The sequence below is a fragment of the Stenotrophomonas maltophilia group sp. msm1 genome, assembly GCF_032025805.1.
Lineage (GTDB): Bacteria > Pseudomonadota > Gammaproteobacteria > Xanthomonadales > Xanthomonadaceae > Stenotrophomonas > Stenotrophomonas hibiscicola.
Genome location: NZ_JAVSKH010000002.1, coordinates 528,274 through 552,724 on the forward strand (window position 1 = coordinate 528,274; position 24,451 = coordinate 552,724).

The 24,451-nt window shown below is 66.9% G+C and carries 25 protein-coding genes, 3 tRNA genes and 1 pseudogene; 10 read left to right on the forward strand and 19 right to left on the reverse strand.

Going from position 1 to position 24,451, the window contains the following annotated elements; translation table 11 throughout:
• The first annotated feature begins 8 nt into the window (after window positions 1–8).
• A complete protein-coding gene (locus tag ROV95_RS10055) occupies window positions 9–182 on the forward strand; it encodes a DUF1328 domain-containing protein (RefSeq protein ID WP_021202178.1) in 174 nt (57 codons plus the stop codon).
• Window positions 183–204: 22 nt separating this feature from the next.
• On the opposite strand, the gene ROV95_RS10060 is transcribed toward ROV95_RS10055, so the two are convergent.
• The 4 genes from ROV95_RS10060 to ROV95_RS10075 form a co-directional block, all read right to left on the reverse strand.
• Window positions 205–537 (reverse strand): SMR family transporter, encoded by a 333-nt coding sequence (locus tag ROV95_RS10060; protein ID WP_019660551.1) that lies wholly within the window; start codon window positions 535–537, stop codon window positions 205–207.
• Window positions 534–740: a hypothetical protein gene (locus tag ROV95_RS10065; RefSeq protein ID WP_312544222.1), complete on the reverse strand. Its 207-nt coding sequence runs from the start codon at window positions 738–740 to the stop codon at window positions 534–536. The genes ROV95_RS10060 and ROV95_RS10065 overlap by 4 nt, the downstream gene beginning before the upstream one ends.
• Window positions 741–986: 246 nt before the next feature.
• Window positions 987–1,220: a DUF1653 domain-containing protein gene (locus ROV95_RS10070; protein WP_019660549.1), complete on the reverse strand. Its 234-nt coding sequence runs from the start codon at window positions 1,218–1,220 to the stop codon at window positions 987–989.
• A gap of 12 nt (window positions 1,221–1,232) precedes the next feature.
• Window positions 1,233–1,517, reverse strand: a complete 285-nt coding sequence (locus tag ROV95_RS10075; RefSeq protein WP_005410420.1) for a hypothetical protein — start codon at window positions 1,515–1,517, stop codon at window positions 1,233–1,235.
• Between the two features lie 401 nt (window positions 1,518–1,918).
• On the opposite strand from ROV95_RS10075, the gene ROV95_RS10080 reads away from it, so the two are divergent.
• The 3 genes from ROV95_RS10080 (at window position 1,919) to ROV95_RS10090 (ending at window position 3,193) form a co-directional block, all read left to right on the forward strand.
• The gene (locus tag ROV95_RS10080) at window positions 1,919–2,125 is read left to right on the forward strand and encodes a hypothetical protein (RefSeq protein ID WP_021202175.1); all 207 of its coding nucleotides are present in this window, start codon (window positions 1,919–1,921) and stop codon (window positions 2,123–2,125) included.
• A 132-nt stretch (window positions 2,126–2,257) separates the two neighbouring features.
• Window positions 2,258–2,821, forward strand: a complete 564-nt coding sequence (locus ROV95_RS10085; protein ID WP_308305602.1) for a DUF3011 domain-containing protein — start codon at window positions 2,258–2,260, stop codon at window positions 2,819–2,821.
• 168 nt (window positions 2,822–2,989) lie between these two features.
• Window positions 2,990–3,193: a hypothetical protein gene (locus tag ROV95_RS10090; protein WP_005417823.1), complete on the forward strand. Its 204-nt coding sequence runs from the start codon at window positions 2,990–2,992 to the stop codon at window positions 3,191–3,193.
• A gap of 143 nt (window positions 3,194–3,336) precedes the next feature.
• Here the strand turns inward: ROV95_RS10090 and dxs are convergent, their stop codons facing one another.
• The 7 genes from dxs to ROV95_RS10125 all read right to left on the reverse strand — a co-directional run bounded on the left by dxs (window position 3,337) and on the right by ROV95_RS10125 (window position 9,856).
• Window positions 3,337–5,244, reverse strand: a complete 1,908-nt coding sequence (dxs, locus tag ROV95_RS10095) for a 1-deoxy-D-xylulose-5-phosphate synthase (RefSeq protein ID WP_032953273.1) — start codon at window positions 5,242–5,244, stop codon at window positions 3,337–3,339.
• A 105-nt stretch (window positions 5,245–5,349) separates the two neighbouring features.
• On the reverse strand, window positions 5,350–6,015 hold the full coding sequence (locus tag ROV95_RS10100) for an HNH endonuclease (protein ID WP_312544226.1): 666 nt from the start codon (window positions 6,013–6,015) through the stop codon (window positions 5,350–5,352).
• Window positions 6,016–6,426: 411 nt separating this feature from the next.
• On the reverse strand, window positions 6,427–8,217 hold the full coding sequence (locus tag ROV95_RS10105) for an acyl-CoA dehydrogenase C-terminal domain-containing protein (RefSeq protein WP_312544228.1): 1,791 nt from the start codon (window positions 8,215–8,217) through the stop codon (window positions 6,427–6,429).
• 65 nt (window positions 8,218–8,282) lie between these two features.
• Complete coding sequence (locus ROV95_RS10110) at window positions 8,283–8,759, reverse strand: LEA type 2 family protein (protein WP_010486516.1); 477 nt, start codon at window positions 8,757–8,759, stop codon at window positions 8,283–8,285.
• A gap of 161 nt (window positions 8,760–8,920) precedes the next feature.
• Entirely contained in the window at window positions 8,921–9,472 is a 552-nt protein-coding gene (locus ROV95_RS10115; RefSeq protein ID WP_312544230.1) for a lipocalin family protein, read from the reverse strand.
• Between the two features lie 161 nt (window positions 9,473–9,633).
• Window positions 9,634–9,709, reverse strand: a tRNA-Phe gene (locus ROV95_RS10120).
• Window positions 9,710–9,780: 71 nt separating this feature from the next.
• A tRNA-Phe gene (locus ROV95_RS10125) sits at window positions 9,781–9,856 on the reverse strand.
• 364 nt (window positions 9,857–10,220) lie between these two features.
• On the opposite strand from ROV95_RS10125, the pseudogene ROV95_RS10130 reads away from it, so the two are divergent.
• Window positions 10,221–11,245, forward strand: a pseudogene (locus ROV95_RS10130) (NADP-dependent oxidoreductase).
• A 37-nt stretch (window positions 11,246–11,282) separates the two neighbouring features.
• Here the strand turns inward: ROV95_RS10130 and ROV95_RS10135 are convergent.
• Window positions 11,283–12,125 (reverse strand): methylated-DNA--[protein]-cysteine S-methyltransferase, encoded by an 843-nt coding sequence (locus ROV95_RS10135; protein ID WP_031269378.1) that lies wholly within the window; start codon window positions 12,123–12,125, stop codon window positions 11,283–11,285.
• A 132-nt stretch (window positions 12,126–12,257) separates the two neighbouring features.
• On the opposite strand from ROV95_RS10135, the gene ROV95_RS10140 reads away from it, so the two are divergent.
• Complete coding sequence (locus tag ROV95_RS10140) at window positions 12,258–13,019, forward strand: SDR family oxidoreductase (RefSeq protein ID WP_233653914.1); 762 nt, start codon at window positions 12,258–12,260, stop codon at window positions 13,017–13,019.
• A gap of 6 nt (window positions 13,020–13,025) precedes the next feature.
• Here ROV95_RS10140 and ROV95_RS10145 read toward each other — a convergent pair whose 3' ends face one another.
• Window positions 13,026–13,511, reverse strand: a complete 486-nt coding sequence (locus ROV95_RS10145) for a hypothetical protein (RefSeq protein WP_233653915.1) — start codon at window positions 13,509–13,511, stop codon at window positions 13,026–13,028.
• A gap of 159 nt (window positions 13,512–13,670) precedes the next feature.
• Here ROV95_RS10145 and ROV95_RS10150 point away from each other — a divergent pair, with 159 nt between their 5' ends.
• Window positions 13,671–13,841 carry a hypothetical protein gene (locus ROV95_RS10150; protein ID WP_019660537.1) on the forward strand — a complete coding sequence of 57 codons (171 nt, stop codon included), beginning with the start codon at window positions 13,671–13,673 and terminating at the stop codon, window positions 13,839–13,841.
• Between the two features lie 62 nt (window positions 13,842–13,903).
• Here ROV95_RS10150 and ROV95_RS10155 read toward each other — a convergent pair.
• The 4 genes from ROV95_RS10155 to ROV95_RS10170 form a co-directional block, all read right to left on the reverse strand.
• Window positions 13,904–13,979 (reverse strand) — tRNA-Ala (locus ROV95_RS10155).
• Window positions 13,980–14,068: 89 nt separating this feature from the next.
• On the reverse strand, window positions 14,069–14,995 hold the full coding sequence (locus ROV95_RS10160; RefSeq protein ID WP_100478501.1) for an alpha/beta hydrolase: 927 nt from the start codon (window positions 14,993–14,995) through the stop codon (window positions 14,069–14,071).
• The gene (locus ROV95_RS10165) at window positions 14,985–15,878 is read right to left on the reverse strand and encodes an alpha/beta hydrolase (RefSeq protein WP_019660535.1); all 894 of its coding nucleotides are present in this window, start codon (window positions 15,876–15,878) and stop codon (window positions 14,985–14,987) included. Before ROV95_RS10165 ends, ROV95_RS10160 begins: the two co-directional genes overlap by 11 nt.
• Before the next feature lie 21 nt (window positions 15,879–15,899).
• The gene (locus ROV95_RS10170; protein ID WP_180876576.1) at window positions 15,900–16,955 is read right to left on the reverse strand and encodes a sugar phosphate isomerase/epimerase; all 1,056 of its coding nucleotides are present in this window, start codon (window positions 16,953–16,955) and stop codon (window positions 15,900–15,902) included.
• A 101-nt stretch (window positions 16,956–17,056) separates the two neighbouring features.
• Between ROV95_RS10170 and ROV95_RS10175 the strand changes: the two genes are divergently transcribed.
• Both ROV95_RS10175 and ROV95_RS10180 read left to right on the forward strand, forming a co-directional pair.
• Window positions 17,057–17,638, forward strand: a complete 582-nt coding sequence (locus tag ROV95_RS10175; protein ID WP_010486565.1) for a TetR/AcrR family transcriptional regulator — start codon at window positions 17,057–17,059, stop codon at window positions 17,636–17,638.
• A 180-nt stretch (window positions 17,639–17,818) separates the two neighbouring features.
• Entirely contained in the window at window positions 17,819–20,149 is a 2,331-nt protein-coding gene (locus ROV95_RS10180) for a TonB-dependent receptor (protein ID WP_312544240.1), read from the forward strand.
• A gap of 75 nt (window positions 20,150–20,224) precedes the next feature.
• Here the strand turns inward: ROV95_RS10180 and ROV95_RS10185 are convergent, their stop codons facing one another.
• Window positions 20,225–21,298 (reverse strand): hypothetical protein, encoded by a 1,074-nt coding sequence (locus ROV95_RS10185; RefSeq protein WP_058979641.1) that lies wholly within the window; start codon window positions 21,296–21,298, stop codon window positions 20,225–20,227.
• An 88-nt stretch (window positions 21,299–21,386) separates the two neighbouring features.
• Window positions 21,387–22,466 (reverse strand): ribonuclease D, encoded by a 1,080-nt coding sequence (rnd, locus tag ROV95_RS10190; RefSeq protein WP_312544243.1) that lies wholly within the window; start codon window positions 22,464–22,466, stop codon window positions 21,387–21,389.
• Between the two features lie 84 nt (window positions 22,467–22,550).
• Here rnd and ROV95_RS10195 point away from each other — a divergent pair, with 84 nt between their 5' ends.
• Window positions 22,551–24,437 (forward strand): formylglycine-generating enzyme family protein, encoded by a 1,887-nt coding sequence (locus ROV95_RS10195; protein ID WP_134735709.1) that lies wholly within the window; start codon window positions 22,551–22,553, stop codon window positions 24,435–24,437.
• The last annotated feature ends 14 nt before the right edge of the window (window positions 24,438–24,451 follow it).

Here is a 24,451-nt window from a genome sequence, read left to right on the forward strand (position 1 = left end):
GGTTTGACATGATCAAGTGGGCCATCATCTTCGCCATCATCGGTGTGATCGCAGGCGTGCTCGGCTTCGGTGGCATCGCCGGTGCCTCGGTCGGCATCGCCAAGTTCCTGTTCTGGGCCGGCATCATCATCGCCGTGGTGCTGTTCCTGCTCGGCATGACCGTGGCCAAGAAGGTCAGCTAGCGTTGATCGCGCAGCAGCGTGCTCAGTGCGCGCTGCTGCGCGAAAACAGGTTGATCACGAGTACACCGGCGCAGATCAGGCCGATGCCGATCAGCGCGGGTGCATCCAGGCGCTGCTTGAACACCACCAGCCCGATCAGCGAGATCAGCACGATGCCGACGCCGGACCAGATCGCGTAGGCGATGCCGGTCGGGATCGACTTCATGGTCATCGACAACAGGTAGAAGCACAGTCCATAGCCGACCAGTGCGCCCAGTGTCGGCGCCAGCCGGCTCATGCCGTCGGACGCCTTCAGCAGTGATGTGGCAATCACTTCCAGCACGATGGCAGCGGCAAGGTAGAGATAGGAATTCACTGACCGCTCCAGCTCATTGCGCTCAGTTTCAGCGCCTGTTCGGCCATGGTCAATGCGCTGGCACGTTCCTGCGCGTCCAGCGGGTAGGCCGTGGCCCAGCAGCCATTGGCAGCGTGCAGCGCGCCGCGTACCGTTGGCGTCGCCGGGATTCGGCCAGCATCGCACGCTTCCAGGACGTCAAGCGCAGGCAGCGCTGGTTCCATCGGGTTGCCCGCGCTTCGAAATCGCCGATCAGCGCGCCGGTGGCTTCATCCACCAGCAGCCAAGCCATTACGGCAGGCTACTTCGATGGTGGCCCGCAGCAGTGATTGGCGCACGCGGTCGGCTGCCTTGCAGCGCGAACAGGAGCGGATACCGGCGTGGCGGGAAGAAACCGACTGGACGGTACGACTGTAGCGCAGGCCCACCGCGTTGCCGCGCGCTGCCGGCCAAGGCCGGCAGCGGAGCCATCATGCGTCGATGCGGGCGAAACGCGGTTGCGGTCCGTGCTCGCCCGGCACCTGCTCGACGAACATGGCGTACGGGCGTACCCACAGGCCACCTTCGCCATACAGCGCGCGGTACAGCACCATCGGCTGCAGGGTCTCACTGCTGCGGACGATGTCGAGCACTTCGTACTCGCCGCCCTTGAAGTGGCGGTAGCGGCCCGGGGCCAGGGTGGGTAGCGGACTCAGCTCGGCCATGGGCGGCGCGAGTCACTTGCGCGCCGGGCTGGCCGGCTTCGCGCAGTAGGCATCGATGGCTTCGGCGGTGTTGGCCAGACCCTGTGCCTGCGCCAGTTCCCACGGACGTTCGCAACGCTGGCTGTGCTCGCACCACTGGTAGCCGGCCGAACCGATGCAACCGTGGGCATCGCGGTCGCCACCGACCTTCGGCGTGGCAGGCGAAGTGGCCGCCGTATCGGCACGCGCAGCGGCCTGATGCTGGTTGGCACAGGCGGACAGCACCAGCAGGGCTGGAATCAGAAGAAGCGCTTTCATCGGGCGGGCTCCGTGCCTAAAGCGACAGTGTCTGCCGCAAATAGCCCTACAGCAAGCGCTCAGTGCATGGCGGCGCGGATCAGTTCCTCGATCAGCACGAGGTAGCTGGCCACGAAGTAGAACTTCAGCAGCGTCCAACGCTGCTGCGAGAAGAAGGTGCGCATGTGGAAGGGGCCCCTGTTGGTGACGGTAGTGTGAAGCTCCGCCAACTCCGTGACAAGGGTCACGAAAGGGGACTCACTAAACGGCCTCAGGGATGTGATGGCGGGGCGCCCTGACAGCGCGGCGCGGCATTTTCGTACAAATCTGATGGGCCATCCCGGAGGCGATCGCTAGCCTGATGGGGTACCGGTGCTCAGGGCCTTCCGTCGCCGGCTTGACCCATTCCGCAGGAGTCTCCAATGGTCATTACCGTTCAATGCAATGCCCGGCACTGGTCCGTACTGGACCCGCAGGCGCATGACGCAACCCGTTATGCACGGGGTGCCGAGGCCTTCGATGTCGCCGCAGCGCGGGCCCAGGAGCACCACCGCCGCACCGGCCAGTGCAGCACGGTACGGGTCGAGGCGCTTGGCAATTCCGTGGACGCACTCCACTTCGGACGTTGACACCACCCGGCCGAGGTGCAGTCAGCCACGGTTGAGCTGTTTGAATGGGGAAAGAACCGCCTTGGGGGCGCCCCTGTCCGCCGGGCCGCGAATCCCGGATGCTTGCGCCATCGTATTCATGTGGAGATTCCGATGGGCAAGGCACTCACCTGGCGCACCCTGGCCTGCACGCTGCTGCCGATGTTGGCCGCCGCAGGCGGCGCGCAGGCGCAGAGCTATGGCTACGGCTATGACGACGATCGCTATGGCGGTCGCGACGGCGGCGGCATCGTACGCTGCGAATCGATCAAGAACCGCAGCAATGAATGCCGCCTGGAAGGCCGTGCCCGGATGATCCGCCAGTTGTCCGGCTCGCCGTGCGTGGAAGGCGAGACCTGGGGGCAATCGCGCTACGGCGTCTGGGTCACCCAGGGCTGCCGTGCCGAGTTCGTCGGCGAGTACCGCCGCGGCGGTGGCTGGGGTGGTGGCCATGGCAACGGCTGGGGCAATGGTGGCGATGGCTGGGGCGGGGGCGAGGTGATCACCTGCCATTCCAACGGTCACCGCCAGGAATACTGCGATGCCCGCATCCGCCGTGGCGTGCGCCTGGTCCGCCAGGATTCACGCAGTGCCTGCATCGAAGGCCAGACCTGGGGCTGGGACCGCCGTGGCATCTGGGTCAGCGACGGCTGCCGGGCGCAGTTCCAGGTGAATTGAGCGCACCCCTCGAAAATCAGAATAATCTGATACAGCTCACATTTTGAACGTCGTATCTTCTGCGAATCAGGGCACCCCTGTGTGCCCCTGATCCGTCGCGATGAAGTCTGCCGTAACCGGCACGCCCATCCCGCCACCGTCGATACGCTGCCTCAAGGAGTGAGCTGCATGTTGATCCGCCTGCAATGCGAGCAACGCCAATGGCGCGTGCTGCACCCGGACCGGCCCGAACCGATCGAGTTCCGCGACGGTGCCAGAGCCTATGATTTCGCCGAGACCCTTGCACGTCTCCACTTCGTCGACACCGGGCAGCGCGCTGCGGTGCGGGTGGAAGCCAGCGGCGCCTTCGTGGAAGCGGTCAGCTACGGCTGAGGGTTGGGGCTTCCGGCCAGATCCGGTTCTGGGACCCCGCTATCCACGCATGGCGTCGATCTACTTTGCATCTGGCGTGGGTCTGCGCCTCTGTTCCGCAGTAGATCCACGCCATGCGTGGATCCACGGAGTGGCAATCGGCCTCAGCCGGCCGCGCTGAGCGGCGGTGTGCCGGCGGCCAGCTGCGGCCAGCGCTTGAGTACCGCCGCGCGGATGCCCGCGGCATCGATACCGGCTTCGGCCAGCAGGTCTTCACGGCTGGCGTGGTGCTGGTAGCTGTCGGGCAGGCCCAGGTGCAGGATCGGGCGCAGCACGCCTTCGGCGTTGAGCAGCTCACCGACGCCGGAGCCGGCGCCACCGGCCACCACGTTGTCTTCGATCGTCACCAGGCCCTCGTGCTGGGCGGCCACAGCCAGCAACAGCTCGCGGTCCAGCGGCTTGATGAAACGCATGTTGACCACGCTCAGGCCCAGTTCGCGGCCGACCTGCTCGGCGGCGGCCACCGTGCTGCCGAAGGCCAGCAGGGCGATGCGGCTGCCCTGCAGGCGCAGCTCGCCCTTGCCGATCGGCAGGGTGGACAGGTCGGTGCCGGCAGCCACGCCGGTGCCGGTGCCACGCGGATAACGCACGGCTGCCGGGCCGGGGTGCTGCAGGCCGGTGCTGAGCATCTGCCGGCATTCTGCTTCGTTGGAGGGGGCCATCACCACCATGTTCGGCACGCAACGCAGGAAGCTCAGGTCGAGGTTGCCGGCATGGGTCGCGCCGTCCGGGCCGACCACGCCGGCGCGGTCGATCGCGAACAGCACATCCAGGTCCTGGATGGCCACGTCATGCACCAACTGGTCGTACGCGCGCTGCAGGAAGGTCGAGTAGATCGCCACCACCGGCTTGCCCCCCTGGGTCGCCATGCCGGCGGCGAGGGTGACCGCGTGCTGTTCGGCAATGGCCACGTCGAAGTAGCGCTGCGGGTATTCCTTGCTGAAACGCACCAGGCCGGAGCCTTCGCGCATCGCGGGGGTGATGCCGTACAGGCGCGGTTCGGCGGCGGCGGCATCGCACAGCCAGTCGCTGAACACATCGGTGTAGGTCGGCTTCTTGGCACCGGCCTTGGCCACCAGGCCCTTGTCCGGATCGAACGGACCCACCGCGTGGTAGCCGATCTGATCGCCTTCAGCCGGCTCGTAGCCCTTGCCCTTTGTCGTCATCACGTGCAGCAGCTTCGGGCCCTTGGAGGCGCGCAGCGTCTTCAGCGTGGACAGCAGGGCGGGCATGTCGTGGCCGTCGATCGGGCCGGTGTAGTGGAAACCCATTTCCTCGAACATCGTGGACGGCACGAACATGCCCTTCCAGTGTTCTTCCCAGCGCTTCACGAAGCGCGCCGGGTTGTTCTTCTTGTCACCGAGGATCTTCTTGCCGCCTTCGCGCAGCGCATTGAGCGTGCGGCTGCCGGTAGCACGGCCGAGCATCTTGGTCAGGCCGCCGACCGCCTCGGAGATCGACATGTTGTTGTCGTTGAGGATCACCAGCAGGTTCGGTTCCGGCTCCATGCCGCCGGCATGCATCAGCGCTTCGAACGCCATGCCGGCGGTCATCGCGCCGTCACCGATCACGGCCACGATCTTGCGGTCGTCGCCTTCGGACTGGCGGGCGATGGCCATGCCCAGTGCCGCCGAGATCGAGGTCGAGGAGTGCCCGACGCCGAAGGTGTCGTACTCGCTTTCCTCGCGCTTCGGGAACGGCGCGACGCCGTCCTTCTGCTTGACGGTATGGATCTCGTCGCGGCGGCCAGTCAGGATCTTGTGCGGGTAGGTCTGGTGACCCACGTCCCAGACCAGCTGATCGACCGGAGTCTGGTAGAGGTAGTGCAGGGCCACGGTGAGTTCGATCACGCCCAGGCCGGCGGCGAAGTGGCCGCCGCTCTTGCCCACCGATTCGATGAGGTAGGCGCGCAGTTCGTCGGCGACCGCCCTCAATTCGGATTCGTCGAACGTGCGAAGGTCATCCGGAGTCTGGATGCGCGCGAGGCGGGGATAGCGGGCAGAGTCGATCATCATGTTCGCACTTTTTCTGAACGCCCATTTTCGCCCTCAAACGGGGGTGGGGCAAGCAAACGCCGCCGCCCGTGACAGGACGGTGAGGGTTGCATTTTCGGGCGTTCAGGTGCTCAGTTTCGACCGCTTGGGCAATTGCGCCTTCAGGAAGGCCATCTGGTCGGCCAGGATGTTGCGGTTGGACAGGATCAGGTGCTCGATCCAGCTGGGCCGGTAGGGGACTGCCAGCAGGGGCATGCCGGCCTGCTGCGGGGTGCGGTCGCTCTTGCGCGAATTGCAGTGGAAGCAGGCGGTAACCACGTTTTCCCAGCAGTCCAGGCCGCCCTTGGACAGCGGCACGACGTGGTCGCGGGTGAGCGTGGGGCGGTTGAACTGCTGGCCGCAGTACATGCACAGATGGGCGTCGCGGGCGAACAGGGCCGGGTTGGTCAGGTTCGGTGTCGGATCGATCGCGCGGGAGCGGGCGTGGCCGCGGGCGGCAATGATCGGGTGCAGGTCCATGCCGCTCTGCAGGCCGGTGAAGCGGTTGGTACCGCCGTGGATGTGCAGGCAGGGATCGCCCAGCGTCCAGGCAACCGCTTCGCGCGCGTAGAGGCAGGCTGCGTCCTGCCAGGTGATCCAGTCCAGTACGCGTCCGTGGGCATCAAGCGAGAGCAGCCGGACCGAACCGGGGCGATGCAGCGTCGTGGCGTTGGGCGATGCTTCGGCGCCCGGAGCAGAAAGCGGAGCTCCGGCTTCGATCAGACCCAAGCGTGTAGTGTCTGTCTCCATCGGGAGAACAGCTTATACCTGAATGTTGACGATTTGTGTATCGCCTGTCGGCGATACGCAAATCGTCAACATTCAGGTCCGCGCATTCTTCCTAATCCCCGCGCCTGTCGGCGCGCCCCCTTTAACAAAAGGGGGCTCTTCTCCAGAGGGATTTCGGGGGTTTCCATCCACGCATGGCGTGGATCTACGGTGTCGACCAAGGTCGACACCTACCAGCAGCAGAAATCTGTCGAGGGCGGGGTGGGTCCGGTTGCGGGGGCGTGAGCGCCATGGATGGCGCGACCGAGGCTACAGGGACGTACTTGCGCCGTCCCCCGCAATTGGACCCACCTCGCCATCCCGCAGGAAGCCGGCTGTTGCGGTTGCCGGCCAGCGGCCGGCACTACCGCGGGTGCCGGGCGGCAGCCCGGCTCAGGCGCCGAAGCGCTCGTCGTCCATCGTCATCAGCGGGGCGGCGCCGGACTGGATCGCGGCGGCGTGGCTGAGCGTGCGCGGCAGCACGCGGGCGAAGTAGAAGCGCGCGGTTTCGCGCTTGCCCTGGGCGAAAGCGGCACCGTGCGCGCTGGCATCGGCGGCGGCCACGCTGCGGGCCCACCAGTAGGCCAGCACCACGTAACCCGAATAGAACAGGTAGTCGTAGCTGGCTGCGCCCAGTTCGTCCGGATTGCCGGCCGCGCGCTGCAGCACGTCCATCGTCAGCTTGCCCCATTCGGCGGCCTTGGCGCGCAGCGGGCCAATGAACTCGGCCAGCGCTTCGTTGCCCTCGTGTTCCTTGGCGAAGGCTTCGATCTCGGCCAGCATCAGCTTCAGGCCGGCGCCCTGGCTGGAGGCGGTCTTGCGGCCGATCAGGTCCAGCGCCTGGATGCCGGTGGTGCCTTCATACAGTGTGGTGATGCGCGCATCGCGGGCCAGCTGTTCCATGCCGTGTTCGCGGATGTAGCCGTGGCCACCGAAGCACTGCAGGGCGTTGTAGGTGTTCTCGATGCCCCATTCGGTCTGGCAGGCCTTCGAGATGGGCGTGAGGAAGCTCACCAGGGTGTCGGCGCGCTCGCGCTCGGCGGCATCCCCGGCATGGTGGGCAATGTCGATCAGGGTGGCAGCGTGCAGCGCCAGCAGGCGGCTGCCTTCGACCAGCGACTTCACCGTCAGCAGCATGCGTCGCACATCCGGGTGGACCAGGATCGGGTCGGCCGGCTTGTCCGGGAACTTGGCGCCACTCAGGGCGCGCGACTGCAGGCGCTCACGGCTGTACTTCAGTGCGTTCTGGTAGGCGCGCTCGGACAGGCCGATGCCCTGCAGGCCAACGCCCAGGCGCGCGGTGTTCATCATGGTGAACATCGCCTGCAGGCCCTTGTGCGGCTGGCCGACCAGGTAGCCCTGTGCGCCATCGAAGTTCATCACGCAGGTGACCGACCCCTTGATGCCCATCTTGTGCTCGATCGAGCCGCAGCGCAGTGCGTTGCGCTCGCCGACGTTACCTTCGCGGTCGACCTTGAACTTGGGGGTGACGAACAGCGAGATGCCCTTGGCGCCCGGAGGGGCGTCGGGCAGCTTGGCCAGCACCAGGTGCACGATGTTGCCGGTCAGGTCGTGCTCGCCGGCGGTGATGAAGATCTTGGTGCCGGTGATCGCGTAGCTGCCATCGGCATTCGGCTCGGCCTTGGTCTTGAGCAGGCCCAGGTCGGTGCCGCAGTGCGGTTCGGTCAGGCACATGGTGCCGGTCCAGCGGCCTTCGATCAGCGGCTTGAGGAAGGCCTCGTGCTGCCAGGCTTCGCCGTGCTGCTTCAGCGCTTCGATGGCGCCGTGCGAGAGCAGCGGGAAGTTGCCCCACGCCAGGTTGGCGGCGTTGATCATTTCGTTGAGCGGCACGCCCAGGGTGTGCGGCAGGCCCTGCCCACCCAGTTCCGGCGAGGCGGTCAGGCCGGTCCAGCCGCCATCGACGAACTGGTCGTAGGCCTGCTTGAAGCCGGGCGGGGTGGTCACTTCACCGGTGGCCTGGTCGAGCACGCAGCCGATCTCGTCGCCGACGCTGTTGAGCGGGGCCAGCACGGTGGCGCTGAAGCGGCCGGCTTCCTCCAGCACGGCATCGACCACGTCGGCGGTGGCGTCGGTGAAGCCCAGGCGGGCGAACAGGGGTTCGACCTTGAGCACGTCGTGCAGGGCGAAACGGAGGTCGGAAAGCGGGGCGGTGTAGCTGCTCATCGGTACGTCTCGGTTTGATCAGGGCAGGGGAGAGTGGCGCCAGGCGCCGCGACGGAAGGTGGAAATCAGCGCAGCACGCCCGGCAGGCCGGGCGCCTGGTTGAGGGTGCTGCGGCTGCTGATATCGAAGCTGCGCTGCTTCTTTTCCTGCGGCGTGGCCGCCACCGTTCCCTTCAGGCCGTAAGCCAGGGTGCGGTTGCTGGCCAGCGCGTCGGCCACCACCAGGCGTGCGGCCGAGCTGGGCACGAGGTCAACATTGATGACATCGGCTGAGGTGCCGCCAATGGAGATGCCCGGCTTGGCCTGCAGGGTGCCGGCGTCGCTGTCGCCGACGGTCAGCGCCAGCGCGACGTCATCGAAGGTCATGGGCATGGAGCTGTAGTTCTGCAGGCGCAGGGCCACGGTCCAGTTGCCGTCGGCGCGCACGGTCAGCTGCTGGAGGCTGGCCGCCGGTTCCGAAACACGCTTGACGATGCCGTTGTTGCAGGCAACAAGGGCGAGGGTGCACAGGACGATCAAGGCGATACGGAAACGGTGGAGCATGGGCGCAGGTCCTCTGGAGGGGTGCCTTGGATAAGCATACTACGGCGTATGGTCGTTTGGATCGCCTGTGGCGACCCGTCGCAGAGGGTAGCGCGTGAAGATGGCGGCCGGGCGTGCGCGGCGCCGGATGGCGCGCGCGTGGTGCGCCGGATGCGGGGGGGTCAGTCGGCGGGTGTATCGCGAATCGGGGCCATCAGGCGCAGCGGGCCGAGGTCGTAGCCCATCGTCTCGGCCTTGGCTTTCAGCTGTTCGAACTGGGCGCGATCCATTTCCGGCAGGCGCGAGAGGATCCACAGGTACTTTCGGTCCGGTTCACCGACCAACGCCCACTGATAGTCCGGGTCCAGTGCCAGGACCCAGTAGTCGGCCCAGACCAGTGGCACCCAGCTCAGCCAGTCCGGAACGAATCGCACCTGCAACTGGCCGGGATGGCCGGCAACCGGGCGCGCCACGCCTTCAGCAACCACGCGTTCTCCGTCGCCGTTGCGGCAGGCATTGGTGACGCTGATGCGGCCATCGCGGCGCAGCCCGTAGTTGGCGGTGATATCGCCCACGCATTGCTTCTGGAACGAAACCGGAAGATGCGCAATCTCGTGCCACTGGCCGGCATAGCGGTCAATATCCAGCGCGTCGACCGCGCGCACCGGCTCGGCGGCCAAGGCCGGGCAGGTGGCGAGCAGCAGGAATGCGAGCAGGGCAGGGCGCAGAGGCATCGTTAGGCTCCAGGCAGGAGTCTGGAGCGTAGGTGCCGCCGCGCATGCCGGTGTAAATGTTTCGTCAACCGGGCGTGTGCGCAAGCGCCGCATCCGCAACTTGTGCAGTGCGCGAAGCACAGACAAAAAAAAAGACCTGCATCTCTGCAGGTCTCGAAAGATGGTGGCCGAAGACGGAATCGAACCGCCGACACGGGGATTTTCAATCCCCTGCTCTACCAACTGAGCTACTCGGCCAAACTGTGTGGCAATCACGATCAACTGCGATTCCCGAAAAAAAGACCCGCATTTCTGCAGGCTGTCGAACGTGGTGGCCGAGGACGGAATCGAACCGCCGACACGGGGATTTTCAATCCCCTGCTCTACCAACTGAGCTACTCGGCCACGTAGTTCATTGCAGCGAGGTCGCTGCCAAGGACGCGCATATTACGGAGGTCAGTCGCCTACGGCAAGCATTTTGGCAAAAAACCTTCACATTGCCGTCTGCGCAGGCGCAAGTACTTGATCCGCCGTCGCGGGGCGGGGGCGCGCTGGATGCCGATTCATCCGGGCGCGGCGGCGCGGTGATCATCGCCTGCGGCGGAATTCAGCGGGCCACGGTGATCGACAAAAGCGGTGTGGCGGGGCCAGCGCTTGGACGGCACCGACACCTGACATGGAACGCTGTTTTCGTGACCGCCATTGGGGCACGCTGCGGCGTAGTGTCGGCGTTCTCTTCCTGACGCTGGCAACAGCAGAGATCGTCGTCATGTCCGACTCATCGACCACCATCCGCATCGTGCTGGCGTCGCGTCCGCTGGGGGCGCCTACTGCAGCCAATTTCCGCTTGGAGCATGCCGCGCTGCCGCCCTTGGGCGACGGCGAGGTGCTGCTGCGCAACCGCTACCTCTCACTGGATCCGTACATGCGGGGACGCATGGACGAGGGCCCGTCGTACGCCGCGCCGGTGGCGGTGGGCGCGGTGTGGAAGGGCAGACCGTGGCCGAGGTGCTGCAGTCCAACGCCGAGGGCGTAGCCACAGGTGAGCTGGTGCTGGCACCGGGTGGCTGGCAGACCCACGCGGTGCTGCCGGCCAAGGCACTGGGGCGCCGGCTGGATCCGGCCGGGCTGCCGCTGAGTACGGCGCTGGGGGTATATGGCATGCCCGGCTTCACCGCCTATTCCAGCCTGCATGAAATCGCCCGTTTGAAGGCGGGCGAGACGTTGGTGGTGGCTGCCGCGACCGGGCCGGTGGGTGCGACCGTGGCGCAGCTGGCCAAGCTGCAGGGCGCGCGCGTGGTCGCCATCGCCGGTGGCGAAGCCAAGCGCGCTTACCTGCAGACGTTGGGGGTGGACGTGGCGCTGGATCATCGCGCCGCTGATTTCGCCGCGCAGCTGCGCGCAGCGGTTCCTGCGGGTATCGACGTGTATTTCGAGAACGTGGGCGGGCACGTGCTGGATGCAGTGCTGCCGCTGCTCAACAACTTCGCCCGCATTCCGGTGTGCGGCACCATCGCCACCTACAACGAGCGCGGCGTCGAGCAGCCCGGTCCGGACCGGTTGCCCGCACTGTTCAGCCAGATCCTGCGCCAGCGCCTGACCGTGCGCGGTTTCATCGTGCACGACTTCAACCACCTGTGGCCGGACTTCGAACGCGAGATGCCGCAGTGGCTGCGCGAAGGCCGCATCCAGTACCGCGAGGATGTGGTGGAAGGGCTGGAGAATGCGCCGGAGGCGTTCTTCGGGCTGTTGAAGGGGCACAACTTCGGCAAGCTGGTGGTGAAGCTGGATTGAGGGCTTGGCGGTGTGCCGACCAAGGTCGGCACCCACTTCAGGCAGTCGAGGCCTTTTCCCTGCGCAGCAGTTCGCGCTTGCGTGCCACGCCCCAGGCGTAGCCGGACAGGTCGCCGTCGCGGCGCACCACGCGGTGGCAGGGGACTGCCACCGCCAGCGGGTTGCTTGCGCATGCACGTGCCACCGCACGACTCGAGCGTGGCGCACCGATACGCGCAGCGACATCCGCATAGGAGGCGGTTTGTCCACGCGGGATCTGTTGCAGCGCCTGCCACACCCGTTGCTGGAATGCGGTGCCGCGGATATCCAGCGGCAGCGTGGCGCCCCGCGAAGGATCCTCGACCAGGCCCACGACCTGCGCCACCAGTTGCTCATAGCCCTGGTCGGCGCCAATCAGTTCGGCCTGGCGGAAGCGTTGCTGCAATGACTGCAGCAGCGTCTCCGGATCGTCGCCGAGCAGTATCGCGACCACGCCGGTGGCACTGCTGGCCACCAGCACGCTGCCCAGTGAACTTTCGGCAAGCGCGAAGTGGATGACTTCGCCGCGACCACCTGCGCGCCATTGCTTGGGCGTCATGCCCAGCAACTTCGGTGCGTTCTCGTAGAAGCGCCCACTGGAACCGAAGCCGGCATCATGGAAGGCATCGGTGATGCGTTCCTGCTGTTCAAGCCCGGTGCGCAGGCGGTCGGCGCGCAGCGCGGCAGCGTACTGCTTGGGGGTCAACCCTGTGGCCTGCTTGAACAGGCGGTGCAGCCGGGTCGGGCTGCAGCCGGCGATGTCGGCCAGTTCCTGCAGTGAGGGTTCGTCGAGGCTGGTCTGCAGGTGGCGGCAGACCCGTTCGACGCGGGCATCGAGGGCGGTGGTGGCGGTACTGTCCATGGCCGGATTCTGGCACGCGCCGGTTCTGCGGAAACTCCGTTTCCTGCACCGACGGGCCAGGCCCGGAAACGGAGTGTTGGCAGGCCGAAGGCGCGGCATCGTGGCGGCCACTTCACAACCGGCACCACGACCATGCGCCTGAACAACAAGATCGCTCTCATCACCGGTGCCAGCGCTGGCATTGGCCGCGCCAGCGCGCTGCGCTTCGCCGCCGAAGGGGCGAAGCTGGTGCTCAACGCACGGCGGCCGGAGCCGCTGCAGGCGCTGGTCGAGCAGATTCGCGCCGCCGGTGGCGAAGCCGTGGCGCATGCCGCTGACGTGGCTGACCCGGGCACGGCACAAGCGCTGGTCGATCTGGCCCAGCAGTCCTTCGGCGGCCTGGACATCGCGCTCAACAATGCTGGCATGCTCGGCCCGGGCGTACCTGCGGCGGAGTTCCCGGTGGACGCCTGGCGCGAAGTGATGGCGACCAATCTGGATGCCGCTTTCCACGGGGCACGCGCGCAGTTGCCGGCACTGCTGGCGCGCGGCGGCGGCTCGCTCGTGTTTGTCGGCACCTTTGTCGGCCATACCGTGGGCTTCCCGGGCATGGCGGCCTATGCGTCGAGCAAGGCGGGGCTGATCGGCCTGAGCCAAGTGATCGCGGCCGAGTACGGCGCGCGCGGCGTACGCAGCAATGTGCTGTTGCCCGGTGGCACCGATACCGAAATGGGCCGGCAGGCCGCACCGACCGGCGATGCCCGCGACTTCGTGCGCTCGCTGCATGCACTCAAGCGCATGGCCGAGCCGGAGGAGATCGCCAACGCGGCGCTGTTCCTGGCCAGCGATGAAAGCAGTTTCGTTACCGGAACCGCGATGCGTGTGGAAGGTGGGGTGTCGATCACACGTACCTGAGCGGCGTCATGAGCGTGGCGCGTAGCGGATGCCGCTGCTGGCCATGAAGCCCTTCGGATCGAAACCGGCCCAGGCTTCGCCCCAGTCGAACCGGGCGCGGCCACCTGCCAGTTTGCGCCCCAGTGCCGTGGCCAAGGTGCGCCGCATGAAAGCGACTTCGGCATCGATCGCGGCCTGGGTCGGCCAGCCGTCTTCCAGTGTCGCACCAGGCAGATCGACGCCGATCGTCACCATGTCGAGCTGTTGCCCGTGGAAGCACAGGCTGATGCCAGCGGGCACACCGCCCAGGCTGAGCCGGTGCAGGCTGAGCCAGCGACAGCCGGTGCCGACATCGCGCTCCCCTCGGACCAGCGGGGCAAAGGCGGCACGCGCTTCGTCCAGTAACAAGGTGGGGCCGATCAATGCTGGCAGGTTGCCGAGCTGGATGCTGCCGTCGGTCGCATTGAGGAGCATCGGCAACGCGTGGGCTGCGTGCTGGGCAGAGGAGGGCATGGCACACCGGTGAGCGTGGTGCCCCGGATTCTGGCTGGGCGGGGCGGTGGCGGCAAGCCGCTTCCTGCACAGGATGTTGGCGCGGGACTGACCTGCGGCTCACCCGGCAACCTCTAGCGTGGTGGCAGCGCTGGCCTGCTGCCGGCGAGGGAGTTTTCGATGAACGAGCAAAGCAGGGATCAGGACCCGAAGCAGGGCATCCAGGAAAGCCGCCAGGACAGGAAGCAGGACGATGTGGCCAAGCAGCGGCCGGGGCAGCGCGATCAACAGGTGCGTGATACGCACTCGCGCGGCCCGCAACGCAAGGATGGAGACCAGGAGCCGGCCTGAGCCGGAGGCGCTGAAAAGAAAAAACCCGCAGATCATGGCGATCTGCGGGTTCTTCTGAAGAGTGGTGGAGCCAAGGAGGATCGAACTCCTGACCTCGTCATTGCGAACGACGCGCTCTCCCAGCTGAGCTATGGCCCCACGGCAGGCTTTCAGTGTAGCGCCGCCTGCCGCGCTTGCCAAGCGCCCGGCCGGGACGGGGCAGGGATCCACCGCCGTCCCGGGCCGTTTCAGGCCAAGGCGTGGCGCAGCAGATCGCCCGCGCGTTGTACCGCCACTGCAGTGGCGGTGCTCACCGCCTGCAGGTGCATGCAGGCGTGGATCATCCCCGGCAGCCGCTCCAGCGTGCAGCCGACACCCGCAGCCTGCAGGCGTCGCGCGTAGTATTCGGCCTCGTCGCGCAGCGGGTCGTGCTCACAGCTGAGCACGGAGGCGGGCGCCAGCCCCTTCAGGTCGGTTGCGTGGGCCGGCGAAGCCAGCGCCGGCGGCTCGGCCAGATCCCCCAGATAGGCCTGCCAGCAGCGCTGCATCAGTTCGGCGCTGAGGTAGTAGCCAGCGGCGTAGTCGCGGTAGGAATCGCTGTCCATGCCGGCATCCAGCGCCGGATACAGCAGCAGTTGGTGGCACGGTTGCGGCAGGCCCAGTTCGCGCAGCAGCAGGCAGCAGGCGGCCGCGAGGTTGCCACCGGCGCTGTCGCCCCCGATCGCCAGCCGCTGTGGGTCCAGGCCGAGGCGCTCGGCGTGGTCCTGCAGCCACTGCCAGGCGTCAGCGATGTCGTACAGCGGCACTGGGAACGGGTGCTCCGGCGCCAGCCGGTAGCCCACGGCGGCGACCACGCAGCCGCTGGCATTGGCCAGCGCACGGCAAGGACCGTCATAGACCGCCAGCGAACACTGGAACCAGCCACCCCCATGAGCGAACAGCAGGGCCGGCGCGGGCCCATGGGACAGTCCTTGCGGCGTGTAGAGGCGGAGCTCCAGCGCCTGCCCGTCGCGAGCGATCACGGTGTGTTCGACCACATGTGCTACCGGCTGGGGCGCGCCCTGCAGCTGTGGCAGCGCGTTCTCGCTGATCGCGCGCAGTTCGCGCAGGTCCTCCGGCAGCGGATGGGCCGCGACGGCGTCAACGAACTGCTGCAGTGCCGGCTCAAGCAGCATGGCGTGCCTCCTGCAGGAACGGCAACAACTGTTCGAGGAACGCCTGGGGCGCTTCTTCCATGATGAAGTGGCCGCAGCCCGGCACGATGCTGCCGCGCACATCATCGGCATGCGGTTGCAGGGTCAGCATCGGCGCATCGGCGGTGGCGTGTTCGGCGCCGATCGCGAGCACCGGCATCGGCAGCCGGCGCTGCGCGCGCAGCTTGTTCTGGCGGATGGTCTCCGGAATCGCGCGGTACCAGGCGAAGCCTGCCCGCAGTGCGCCGGGGCGGCTGTAGGCGGCGATGTAGGTATCGGCGGCCACCGCATCGCGCCGGTACGACCAGCGGTCGAACATGAATTCCAGGTAGGCGCGTTCGCGTCCGCTGATGAGCGCCTCGGGCAGGTCGGCCACCTGGTTGAACATGAAGTGCCAGAGGAAGATGTTGTCGGCCGGTGCGGCGAAAATGCCGGGTTCCGGCGCGAGGCCGGGAATCACCGCTTCGGTGACCGCCAGCTGGCGCACGGCCTGCGGCTGGTCGCTGGCCAGTGCATAGGCTATCCACATGCCGATGTCATGGCCGACCACCTGGTAACGGTCGTGGCCAAGCGCCAGCATGGTCTGGTGCAGTACTGCGGCAGCACTGCCGGTGTCGTAGCCGTGGGCGGGACGGTCGGATTCGCCGATGCCCGGTGGATCAACGGCGATTGCTTCGAAACCGGCCTCGGCCAGTGCTTGCAGCACGTGGCGCCACGCGTACCAGGTCTGCGGCCAGCCGGGAATCAGCAGCACGGGCGCACCGTGCCCGGCGGAGACGCAATGCACGCGCTGGCCATCGATGCGCAGGTAGTGGTGGCGCAGCGAAGCGTCGCCGGCAGCGCCGGCGGAAAGGAAGGTGGTCATGGGGGAATGCTCCGTTGGGGCTCAGGCAATGCCGAGCATCTGCTGCATCTGTGCGGTGCTGATCGGTGCACCGGCGAAGTCGTCGAAGATCTTGTCGGTGACCGGAATGATGTGGTCGCGGATGAACGCGGCGCCTTCGCGCGCGCCAGCTTCCTGGTCCTTCAGGCAGCACTCCCATTCCAGCGTTGCCCAGCCCTGGTAGTCGTACTGCGCCAGCTTGGAGAAGATCGACTTGAAGTCGACCTGCCCATCGCCCAGCGAGCGGAAGCGGCCGGCGCGCTCGGTCCAGTCGGCGTAGCCGCCATAGATGCCCTGGCGGCCGCTGGGGCGGAACTCCGCATCCTTGACGTGGAACATGCGGATCAGCGGGTGGTAGATGTCGAGGTACTGCAGGTAGTCGAGCTGCTGCAGCACGAAGTGGCTGGGATCAAACAGGATGCGGCAGCGCTCGTGCTGGCCGACGCGCTCGAAGAAGCGCTCGAAGCTGGTGCCGTCGTGCAGGTCTTCGCTGGGATGGATCTCGTAGCAGAGGTTGATGCCATTGTCCTCGCAGCTGTCGAGAATCGGCTGCCAACGGCGGGCCAGTTCATCGAAGGCGGCATCGATCAGGCCCGGCGGGCGCTGCGGGAACGGGAACAGGTAGGGCCAGGCGAACGAGCCGGAGAAGGTGCCCATGTCCTGCAACCCAAGACGGCGCGAGGCGCGAGCGGCCAGGTGCAGCTGCTGCTGTGCCCATTCCGTGCGGGCCTGCGGATTGCCGCGCAGTGCTTCCGGCGCGAAGCCATCGCAGAGTTCGTCGTAGGCCGGATGCACGGCCACCAGCTGGCCGAGGATGTGGGTGGTCAGCTCACTGACCTGCAGGCCGTGCTCGGCCAGGGTGCCACGGATGTCGTCGCAGTAGTCCTGGCTGTCGGCGGCGGTGGCCAGGTCGAACAGGCGTGCATCCCAGGCGGGAATCTGCAGCGCCTTGAAACCGTGGCCGGCGGCCCACGCGGCAATGCTGGCAAGTGAGTTGAACGGGGCCTGGTCGCCGGCGAACTGCGCCAGGTGCAGGCTGGGGCCCTTGAGGGTCTGCATGTGTTGCTCCAATTATTTGTCGGTCGACAAAGAATAGGCGCGACTCTCGCGATGGTCAACACCCGCGTTACACTGCGCGCCTCACTGGAGCAGGCAGGCAGATGGCAGGGCGACCGCGCGAATTCGACAGGGACCAGGCGTTGCGCAAGGCGATGCTGCTGTTCTGGCAGCACGGCTATGAAGGCACGTCGATGTCGGCACTGGTCGAAGCACTGGGCATTGCCTCTGCACGCATCTACGCCGCGTTCGGCAGCAAGGAGCAGTTGTTCCGCGAAGCCGTGGCGCTGTACGAAGAAGGCGAGGGCGGTTTCGCGCCGCGCGCGCTGGAGCAGGCAACATTGCGTGAGGCGATCGGTTCGATGCTGCGCGAGGCGGTGATGACCTACACCCGTCGCGGGCGCCCGCATGGTTGCCTGGTGGTGTCCTCGGCCAGCAGCGTGTCGCCCGATGGCGAAGGCGTGCGGGACTGGCTGGCCAGTCATCGTCGCCAGCGCACGGCGGCGATCATCGCGCGGCTGCAGCAGGCGCAGGCCGAGGGGGAGCTGGCCGACGACGCGGCGGTGCAGGCGCTGGGCGACCACTTCGCCACGGTGCTGCATGGCATCTCGGTGCAGGCGCGTGACGGCATCAGCCGCGAGCGCCTGCTGGCGATGGTCGATGTCGCGTTGACCCCGCTGCCCTGAGTCAAGCCTTCAGGGCGTGCGGAATGCCCTGTAACTGTGCCGAAACCGCTTGTTTCGACGGGCTTGGGCACCACGCAACGAAATCGTAACAATTTGGGGGATAATGGCCGCTTGCGCAGTTCTCCTCCCTTTTGCCGCCCGGCTCGCGCAGGCCGCACGGACGCCTCCTCAGAGCATTGCATGCCCTCCCATTCCGATTCCCGCCGCCTGTCGGGTCTGTCGTCTTCCTTTGTTTCCTTCCGCCGTCACCCGCTGGCCCTGGCCTGTGCTGGCCTGGCCCTGGCGGGCAGCTTCGGTGCCGCCGCGCAGGACAGTGCGCCGACCCCAACCGGCCTGGACACGATCACCGTGACCGCCGAACACCGTGAGCAGAACCTGCAGGAAGTGCCGGTCTCGGTGGGTGTGGTGCAGGGAGAGCGCATGCGCGACTTCACCGCCGGCGGCGACGACACCCTGCTGGCACTGTCCGGCCGCGTGCCGAGCCTGTATGCGGAAACCACCACCGGCCGCATCTTCCCGCGCTTCTACATCCGCGGCCTGGGCAACATCGACTTCTACCTGGGAGCCTCGCAGCCGGTGTCGATCATCCAGGACGACGTGGTGCTGGAGCACGTGGTGCTGAAGTCCAACCCGGTCTATGACGTAGACCAGGTGGAAGTGCTGCGCGGCCCGCAGGGCTCGCTGTTCGGCCGCAACACCACCGCCGGCATCGTCAAGTTCGACACCCTGAAGCCGACCCAGGACTACACCGGCCGGGTCAGCGCCAGCTACGCCACCTACAACAGCGTGTCGATCGACGGCGGCTTCGGCGGCCCGATCAACGACATCGCCTCGTTCCGCGTGTCGGCGCTGTACCAGCACCGCGATGACTACGTCGACAACACCTACAAGGGCCCGAGCGCCGATGGCACGGTCAGCCCGAAGAAGAACGCCATGGGCGGCTTCGACGACCGCAACGTGCGCGCCCAGCTGCTGCTGACCCCGAGCGACCAGTTCTCGATCCTGGCCTCGGCCCACGCCCGCGACTATGAAGGCACCTCGACCTTGTTCCTGCGCGGTGCGCTGACCAAGGGCTCGAACAAGACCGACGTGCCGCGCGACAAGGTCGCCTACGACGAGGCCGACAACAACCCGCAGGCCTACAAGACCTACGGCGGCTCGGTGAAGGCACGCTACGACTTCGGTGCGATCGACTTCACCTCGATCACCGCCTACGAGACCACTTCCGGTTACAGCCGTGGTGACACCGACGGTGGCGCCGCGGCGAACTTCCCGGTCAACGGCGTGCCGAACGGCTACGGCCAGTCGATGGGCCGCATCCGCGACCTGGACCAGTGGACCCAGGAATTCCGCTTGGCCAGCCATGACGACCGCGCGCTGCAGTGGCAGGCCGGTGCGTTCTACTTCAACGGCAGCGACACCACCGACTTCTACCAGCGCGCGTGGTTCCTGCAGAGCCCGGCACGTAACCCGAACAACTGGGTGCGCCTGCGCAACAAGAACACCTCGTGGGCCGGTTTCGGCCAGCTGAGCTATGCCTTCACCGACAAGTTCACCGTTACCGCCGGCCTGCGCCAGACCCGGGACGAGAAGCACACCCGCCTGCTGAAGACGGCTGACACTGCCGCTGGCGTGGTCACCTACAAGGGCCGCACCGACGTCAAGATGTCCGACACCACCCCGAGCTGGGATCTGAGCGCGATGTATCAGGTCACGCCGGACGTGAGCGTCTATGCCAAGGTCGCCCGCGGCTTCCGCGGCCCGACCATCCAGGGCCGCTCGGCCGTGTTCAATGCCGACTTCACCACCGCCGATTCCGAGACCATCCTGTCCTGGGAAGCAGGCGTGAAGAGCAGCCTGTGGGACAACCGCCTGCGCTTGAATGCCACCGCGTTCACCTACACCGTCAACGACATCCAGCTCAACGGCAACGACTCGGACGGCAACGGCGTGCTGTTCAACGCCGACAAGGCCAGGGCCTACGGCTTCGAAGCCGACATGGAGCTGCGCCCGATCCCGAACCTGACCCTGAGCGCCGGCCTGAGCCTGCTGCACAGCGAGATCAAGGACAAGCGCGTCTACGCACAGGTCTGCGGCCTCAACGGCCAGGTGGTGTGCACGGTGAATGACCCGACCATCAAGGTCGGCGCCAACACCTTCGCGCAGATCGACGGCAACCCGCTGCCGAACGCACCGAAGTACAACGTGAACCTGGCCGCCCGCTACGACTTCCCGGTCAGCGACGCCGGCACCATGTTCGTGTCCACCGACTGGAACAAGCAGGGTTACACCAGCTTCGTGCTGTACGACAGCAAGGAGTTCAACTCCAAGGGTGACTTCGAAGGTGGCCTGAAGATCGGCTACTCGGGCAATTACGGTGCCTATGAAGTGGCGTTGTTCGCGCGCAACATCACCAACGAGAAGAACCTCAAGGGTGTGATCGAGAACTACATGGCCGCGGTCTACAACGAACCGCGCACCGTCGGTGTCTCGCTGAACATGAACTGGTAAGCCTTACCCCGTCGTGTACCGGAAACGGCGCTCATCGAGCGCCGTTTTTCGTTGCTGGCCAGGCATCATCCGTGCTCAAGGCGTGGCGCTGACGCCCTTGCCCAGCGCTGCATCGGACGGCGCACTGGGGCCCAGCACCTGCAGCTGCATCGCCTCCATCCGCTCCAGTACCTTGCGCTGCTTGCCGTTGAGGCCGCGCGAGGTGATTGCGATGTGCTTGCGTGCAGCGTCCAGCGGCGCGGGTTGGTAGTGCACCGTGAAGCGGCGCAGGGCGCATCCCATCAGCTTGTCGACCGGTGCGCAGTCGTTGGCGTTGAAATCGATATCGCCGTCGGCGGCAACAATGAAGGGGCTGAGCAGGATCTGCCCTTCGCGGGCAGTGAAGGCCAGTGGCGCGTGGGCCTTGGCGATGACCGCCTGGATGCGTACGGCAGGGATGTCTTCAGGGACGATCCTGTCATCCCAGTAGCCTTCGGTCGGGCGCGAGGTTTCGTAGTTCTGGGTGCCCCATGCCACGCAGTTGCCGGAGGCCACATGCACCGAGATGCAGACCTGCTGGGAGTGCTGATCGGTCAGGACGCCGGGTGGTACCCAGACCTTCTTCCAGGAATAGAAACGGTAATCGACGTCGGCCAGGCGGGTGGCGCCGATGTCCTTCGATACTTCGTCCGTGGTCCCCAGCGGCTTCAGCTTGGCCACGCGGGTGTTCAGGCGGTAGTTCTCCGCACCGTTCAGCAGATAGGTGCCCGGCGGAATCAGATGCACCTCGAACACGTCCATCAACACCGTCCGCTGCGGGCCGGTTTCCAGTTCGTTGGTGTTGAACAGCTGCACATAGCCCTGGGAGGGAATATCCTTGTGCTGGAAGGACACCCGCGTCGAGAACCCGGGTAGGTCGGTCGAGCGGTTGCCCAGATGAAAGCCGGGGACCGGAGAGCCGACACCTGGCCCGCCGTTGTGCACGACATACGGGGCCGGCACCAGCACGGCAACCAGACCGTCGCGGGTGGCACCGTCAATGATGTCCACCAGCTTGGCTGTGTTCTCCTTTTCCTGTGCGTAGGAAAGCGGTGCGGCCTGCCCAGAGCATGCCAGGCCCAACGTGGTTAGCAGCGGTGCGCAGGCGGTCGCGATCTTGAGGGTCTGCATCGACGTCTCCTTGTCAGTACCGCCCAACCCTAGCACGGCCCCTGCAGGCTTGAGGTGCACGGCGCCGGCGTGGTCCGGCGCCTTGTCATCAGCGTGCCGGCAGCAGCGCCTGCAGCCGCGACTCCAGTTCCTGCTGGCGCCAGCCGGCCAGAGCGGCCGGCCATTGGCGGCGCTCCAGGTAGCTTTCCAGATGCTTGCGCGAGGCCAGCACGCCATCCGGCAGGCCCAGCTCGCGGCTGCGCTCGGCAACGGCGTCCTGCAGCCTCTTCAGTGCCTGCTTGTTGGTGTCGTTGGCGGGCAACGCCAGCGGTGCCTCGGCCTCATCGGCCAGCGGCGTGTCCAGCGCCTGCCACACCGCGCCGGCGAGCTTGCGCGGTGCCTTCGGGAACTGTTCAAACAGCGTGGCCAGCGCGGCGGCATCGGCCGGTGGCGTGCGTGCCAGCGTGGCGGCCAGTTCGTTGTCCAGGATCCAGCTGCGCGGGCGGTCGCTGCTGCGTGCCTGCACATCACGCCAGCGCAGCAGGCGCAGCAGGCGGCGCTGCGCGGGAGCATCGAGAAACTGCGCTGAGCGCATCGCCAGATGCGGCCAGCGGTCCTCGTCATTGGCGACGCTGGCCAGCAGGCGCTCGCCGTCGTCGTGCAGCCACTGCTGGCGGCCCAGTGCCTGCAACTTGGCATCAATGGCGTCATGCAGCGCGAACAGGTGCTCGACGTCGTCGGCGGCGTATTGCAGTTGCGACTCCGAGAGTGGACGGCGCATCCAGTCCGAGCGTGTTTCGCCCTTGGCCAGCGCCACGCCGGTGATTTCCGCGACCAGCTTCTGGTAGCCCATGCCGCCACCAATGCCGGCCAGCGAGGCGCCGATCTGTGTGTCGAACAGCGGTCGCGGCAACACGCCGCAGGTCCACTTGAAGGCAACCAGGTCTTCGCTGGCGCTGTGCATCACCTTGGTGATCGATTCATCGGCCAGCCACGGCGCCAGTGCCTCGGTCATGCCGGGAATCAGCGGATCGATCAGCAGGATGTCCTGCCCGACCGCCATCTGCACCAGGGCCAGCTGCGGCCAGAAGGTGCGTTCACGGATGAATTCGGTGTCCAGGCCGATGCGGGTCGGGCGCTGCTGGAAGTACGCATCCAGCTCGGCGGGGGTGGTGATCCAGGTTGCCACGGTTCAGGGCCTACTACTCGGGTTTGCTCAGGCAGGGGAGAATAGCCTAACGTCGGTGCGCGTCCGTGCCGAAGGAGGCTCCGCTTGCGTTTTCCGTTGTCGTCCGCGCTGTGCACCGCCTTGGCCATGGCCCTGGCAGGCTGCACGCCGTCGCCCCCCACGGCAGTGGACCGGAGTGCCGGGGAGGAGGCGCGCCCGTCCGCGAACGCAGACAGCGACGAGCGCCCGCAGGCCGGGCAGGGCAGCGTGACCATCGCCGGTGAGGATGCCGCCGAGGATGTACAGCAGTGGACGCCGCCGCGGGTGGACCGCCAGGGCCGCAGCCTGGCGCAGTTGCGCCGCGCGGCCGGGCAGGCCTTCACTGAGGGCCGGCTGTATGAGGATGCCGATGCCGCCATTCCGCTGTGGCTGGCAGTACAGGAAGAGGACCCGGATGACCGCCAGGCCCGCCAGGGCCTGCAGCGTGCCCGCCAGCGCCTGCAGCAGCAGGCGGATGCGTTGCTGGTGCGGCCGCTGAAGCAGCGCGAGGCGCTGGCCGAGGCCAGCCGCCAGGCGCTGGTGCTGCTGACCCTGGCGCCCAAGGACGAGAAGGTACGCGCACTGCAGGGTCGGGTGGAGCTTGCCCAGCGGGTGGTCGCTTACAACCGCGCCGGTGAAGAGGACCTGCGCGCGGACCGGATCGGCGAGGACGGGGATGGCGCCATCGGCAACTTCCGCGAGGCGCTGGCACTGGACGAGAACAACAGCCGTGCACGGCAGGGACTGGCCGCGGCCGAAAGCGGGTTGATCCGTCGTGCCGAGGACGCTGCTCGCACGCGCGATTTCGCCAGCGCGGGCACCTGGCTGGCCGAAGCCAGCAAGGTGCGCGACTCGTCGCCGACCATTGCCGACGCGTTCGAGCGCATCGAGCAGATCCGTGCGGCGGCATTGCTGCAGTTGCGCGATGACGGCCTGCGCGACCTGTCCACGCCGCAGGGCCTGAAGCCGGCACGCGAGAAACTGGCCGAGGCCCTGCGCATCGCCCTGCCGGGAGACGCGGTGGTGGCCCAGCTGCGTGAGCGCATCGACCTGGCCACCCACTACGGCAGCTTCCGCCCGGGACAGGTGTTCAGCGACGCCATGCGTGATGGCGGACGCGGTCCGCAGATGGTGGTGGTGCCGCATGGCGGTTTCCAGATGGGCGCCGGTGATGCCGAACCGGGTTCGAGCGATGCTGAGCGACCATCGCACTATGTGCGCTTTGATCGAGGCTTCGCGATGGCGATCACTGAGGTCACGGTCAGCGATTTCCAGCGCTACGTGAAGGCGACCAACGCGCGCCCGCGTGCGACCCGTCGCGGCCATTCGGTGGTCTATGACGAACGCAGCGGCAACTTCATCCGCCGCAGCGGCGTGGACTGGCGTTCGGACTACGACGGTGGCCTCGCGATGGCCAATTTGCCGGTGATGCATGTCAGTATCCGCGATGCCGAAAACTATGCGGCGTGGTTGTCCGAGCAGACCGGGCGCAGCTACCGGTTGCCCAGCGAGGCCGAGTTCGAATACGCGCTGCGCGCCGGCAGCAGTGGCCGCTATCCGTGGGGCGCCGCCGGCACGCCGCCGCCCGGTGCTGGCAACTTCACTGGCAGCAAGGATGTCTCGCCATCGGGACGGCACTGGCACAACGCCTTCATCGGCTATGGCGATGGCTGGTGGGGGCCCGCGCCGGTGGCCAGTTTCCAGGCCAATGCCTTCGGCCTGCACGACATGGCGGGCAATCTCAGCGAGTGGGTGGCCGATTGCTGGCATGCCAGCTACCGGCGCGCGCCCTCCGATGGCGCGGCCTGGTTCAACCCGGGCTGCCGCGCACGGGTGATCCGCGGGGGCAACTGGGCCAACGCGCCGGAGCAGACCCGTGCGGCGTGGCGGCAGTCGCAGGATTCGGACACCACCAGCGCGCGCATCGGTTTCCGCCTGGTGCGGGGCATCTGAGCGGCACCGGGCTT

Coding starts and splice junctions, on each gene's coding strand:
- ROV95_RS10180 (WP_312544240.1), top strand. CDS start 17,819: ATGCCCTCCCATTCCGATTCCCGCCGCCTGTCGGGTCTGTCGTCTTCC.
- ROV95_RS10100 (WP_312544226.1), bottom strand. CDS start 6,015: ATGGAGACAGACACTACACGCTTGGGTCTGATCGAAGCCGGAGCTCCG.
- ROV95_RS10185 (WP_058979641.1), bottom strand. CDS start 21,298: ATGCAGACCCTCAAGATCGCGACCGCCTGCGCACCGCTGCTAACCACG.
- ROV95_RS10140 (WP_233653914.1), top strand. CDS start 12,258: ATGCGCCTGAACAACAAGATCGCTCTCATCACCGGTGCCAGCGCTGGC.
- ROV95_RS10160 (WP_100478501.1), bottom strand. CDS start 14,995: ATGCTGCTTGAGCCGGCACTGCAGCAGTTCGTTGACGCCGTCGCGGCC.
- ROV95_RS10065 (WP_312544222.1), bottom strand. CDS start 740: ATGGAACCAGCGCTGCCTGCGCTTGACGTCCTGGAAGCGTGCGATGCT.
- ROV95_RS10135 (WP_031269378.1), bottom strand. CDS start 12,125: ATGGACAGTACCGCCACCACCGCCCTCGATGCCCGCGTCGAACGGGTC.
- ROV95_RS10075 (WP_005410420.1), bottom strand. CDS start 1,517: ATGAAAGCGCTTCTTCTGATTCCAGCCCTGCTGGTGCTGTCCGCCTGT.
- ROV95_RS10115 (WP_312544230.1), bottom strand. CDS start 9,472: ATGCCTCTGCGCCCTGCCCTGCTCGCATTCCTGCTGCTCGCCACCTGC.
- ROV95_RS10110 (WP_010486516.1), bottom strand. CDS start 8,759: ATGCTCCACCGTTTCCGTATCGCCTTGATCGTCCTGTGCACCCTCGCC.
- dxs (WP_032953273.1), bottom strand. CDS start 5,244: ATGATCGACTCTGCCCGCTATCCCCGCCTCGCGCGCATCCAGACTCCG.
- ROV95_RS10090 (WP_005417823.1), top strand. CDS start 2,990: ATGTTGATCCGCCTGCAATGCGAGCAACGCCAATGGCGCGTGCTGCAC.
- ROV95_RS10175 (WP_010486565.1), top strand. CDS start 17,057: ATGGCAGGGCGACCGCGCGAATTCGACAGGGACCAGGCGTTGCGCAAG.
- ROV95_RS10145 (WP_233653915.1), bottom strand. CDS start 13,511: ATGCCCTCCTCTGCCCAGCACGCAGCCCACGCGTTGCCGATGCTCCTC.
- ROV95_RS10055 (WP_021202178.1), top strand. CDS start 9: ATGATCAAGTGGGCCATCATCTTCGCCATCATCGGTGTGATCGCAGGC.
- ROV95_RS10105 (WP_312544228.1), bottom strand. CDS start 8,217: ATGAGCAGCTACACCGCCCCGCTTTCCGACCTCCGTTTCGCCCTGCAC.
- ROV95_RS10165 (WP_019660535.1), bottom strand. CDS start 15,878: ATGACCACCTTCCTTTCCGCCGGCGCTGCCGGCGACGCTTCGCTGCGC.
- ROV95_RS10080 (WP_021202175.1), top strand. CDS start 1,919: ATGGTCATTACCGTTCAATGCAATGCCCGGCACTGGTCCGTACTGGAC.
- ROV95_RS10085 (WP_308305602.1), top strand. CDS start 2,258: ATGGGCAAGGCACTCACCTGGCGCACCCTGGCCTGCACGCTGCTGCCG.
- ROV95_RS10170 (WP_180876576.1), bottom strand. CDS start 16,955: ATGCAGACCCTCAAGGGCCCCAGCCTGCACCTGGCGCAGTTCGCCGGC.
- ROV95_RS10070 (WP_019660549.1), bottom strand. CDS start 1,220: ATGGCCGAGCTGAGTCCGCTACCCACCCTGGCCCCGGGCCGCTACCGC.
- ROV95_RS10150 (WP_019660537.1), top strand. CDS start 13,671: ATGAACGAGCAAAGCAGGGATCAGGACCCGAAGCAGGGCATCCAGGAA.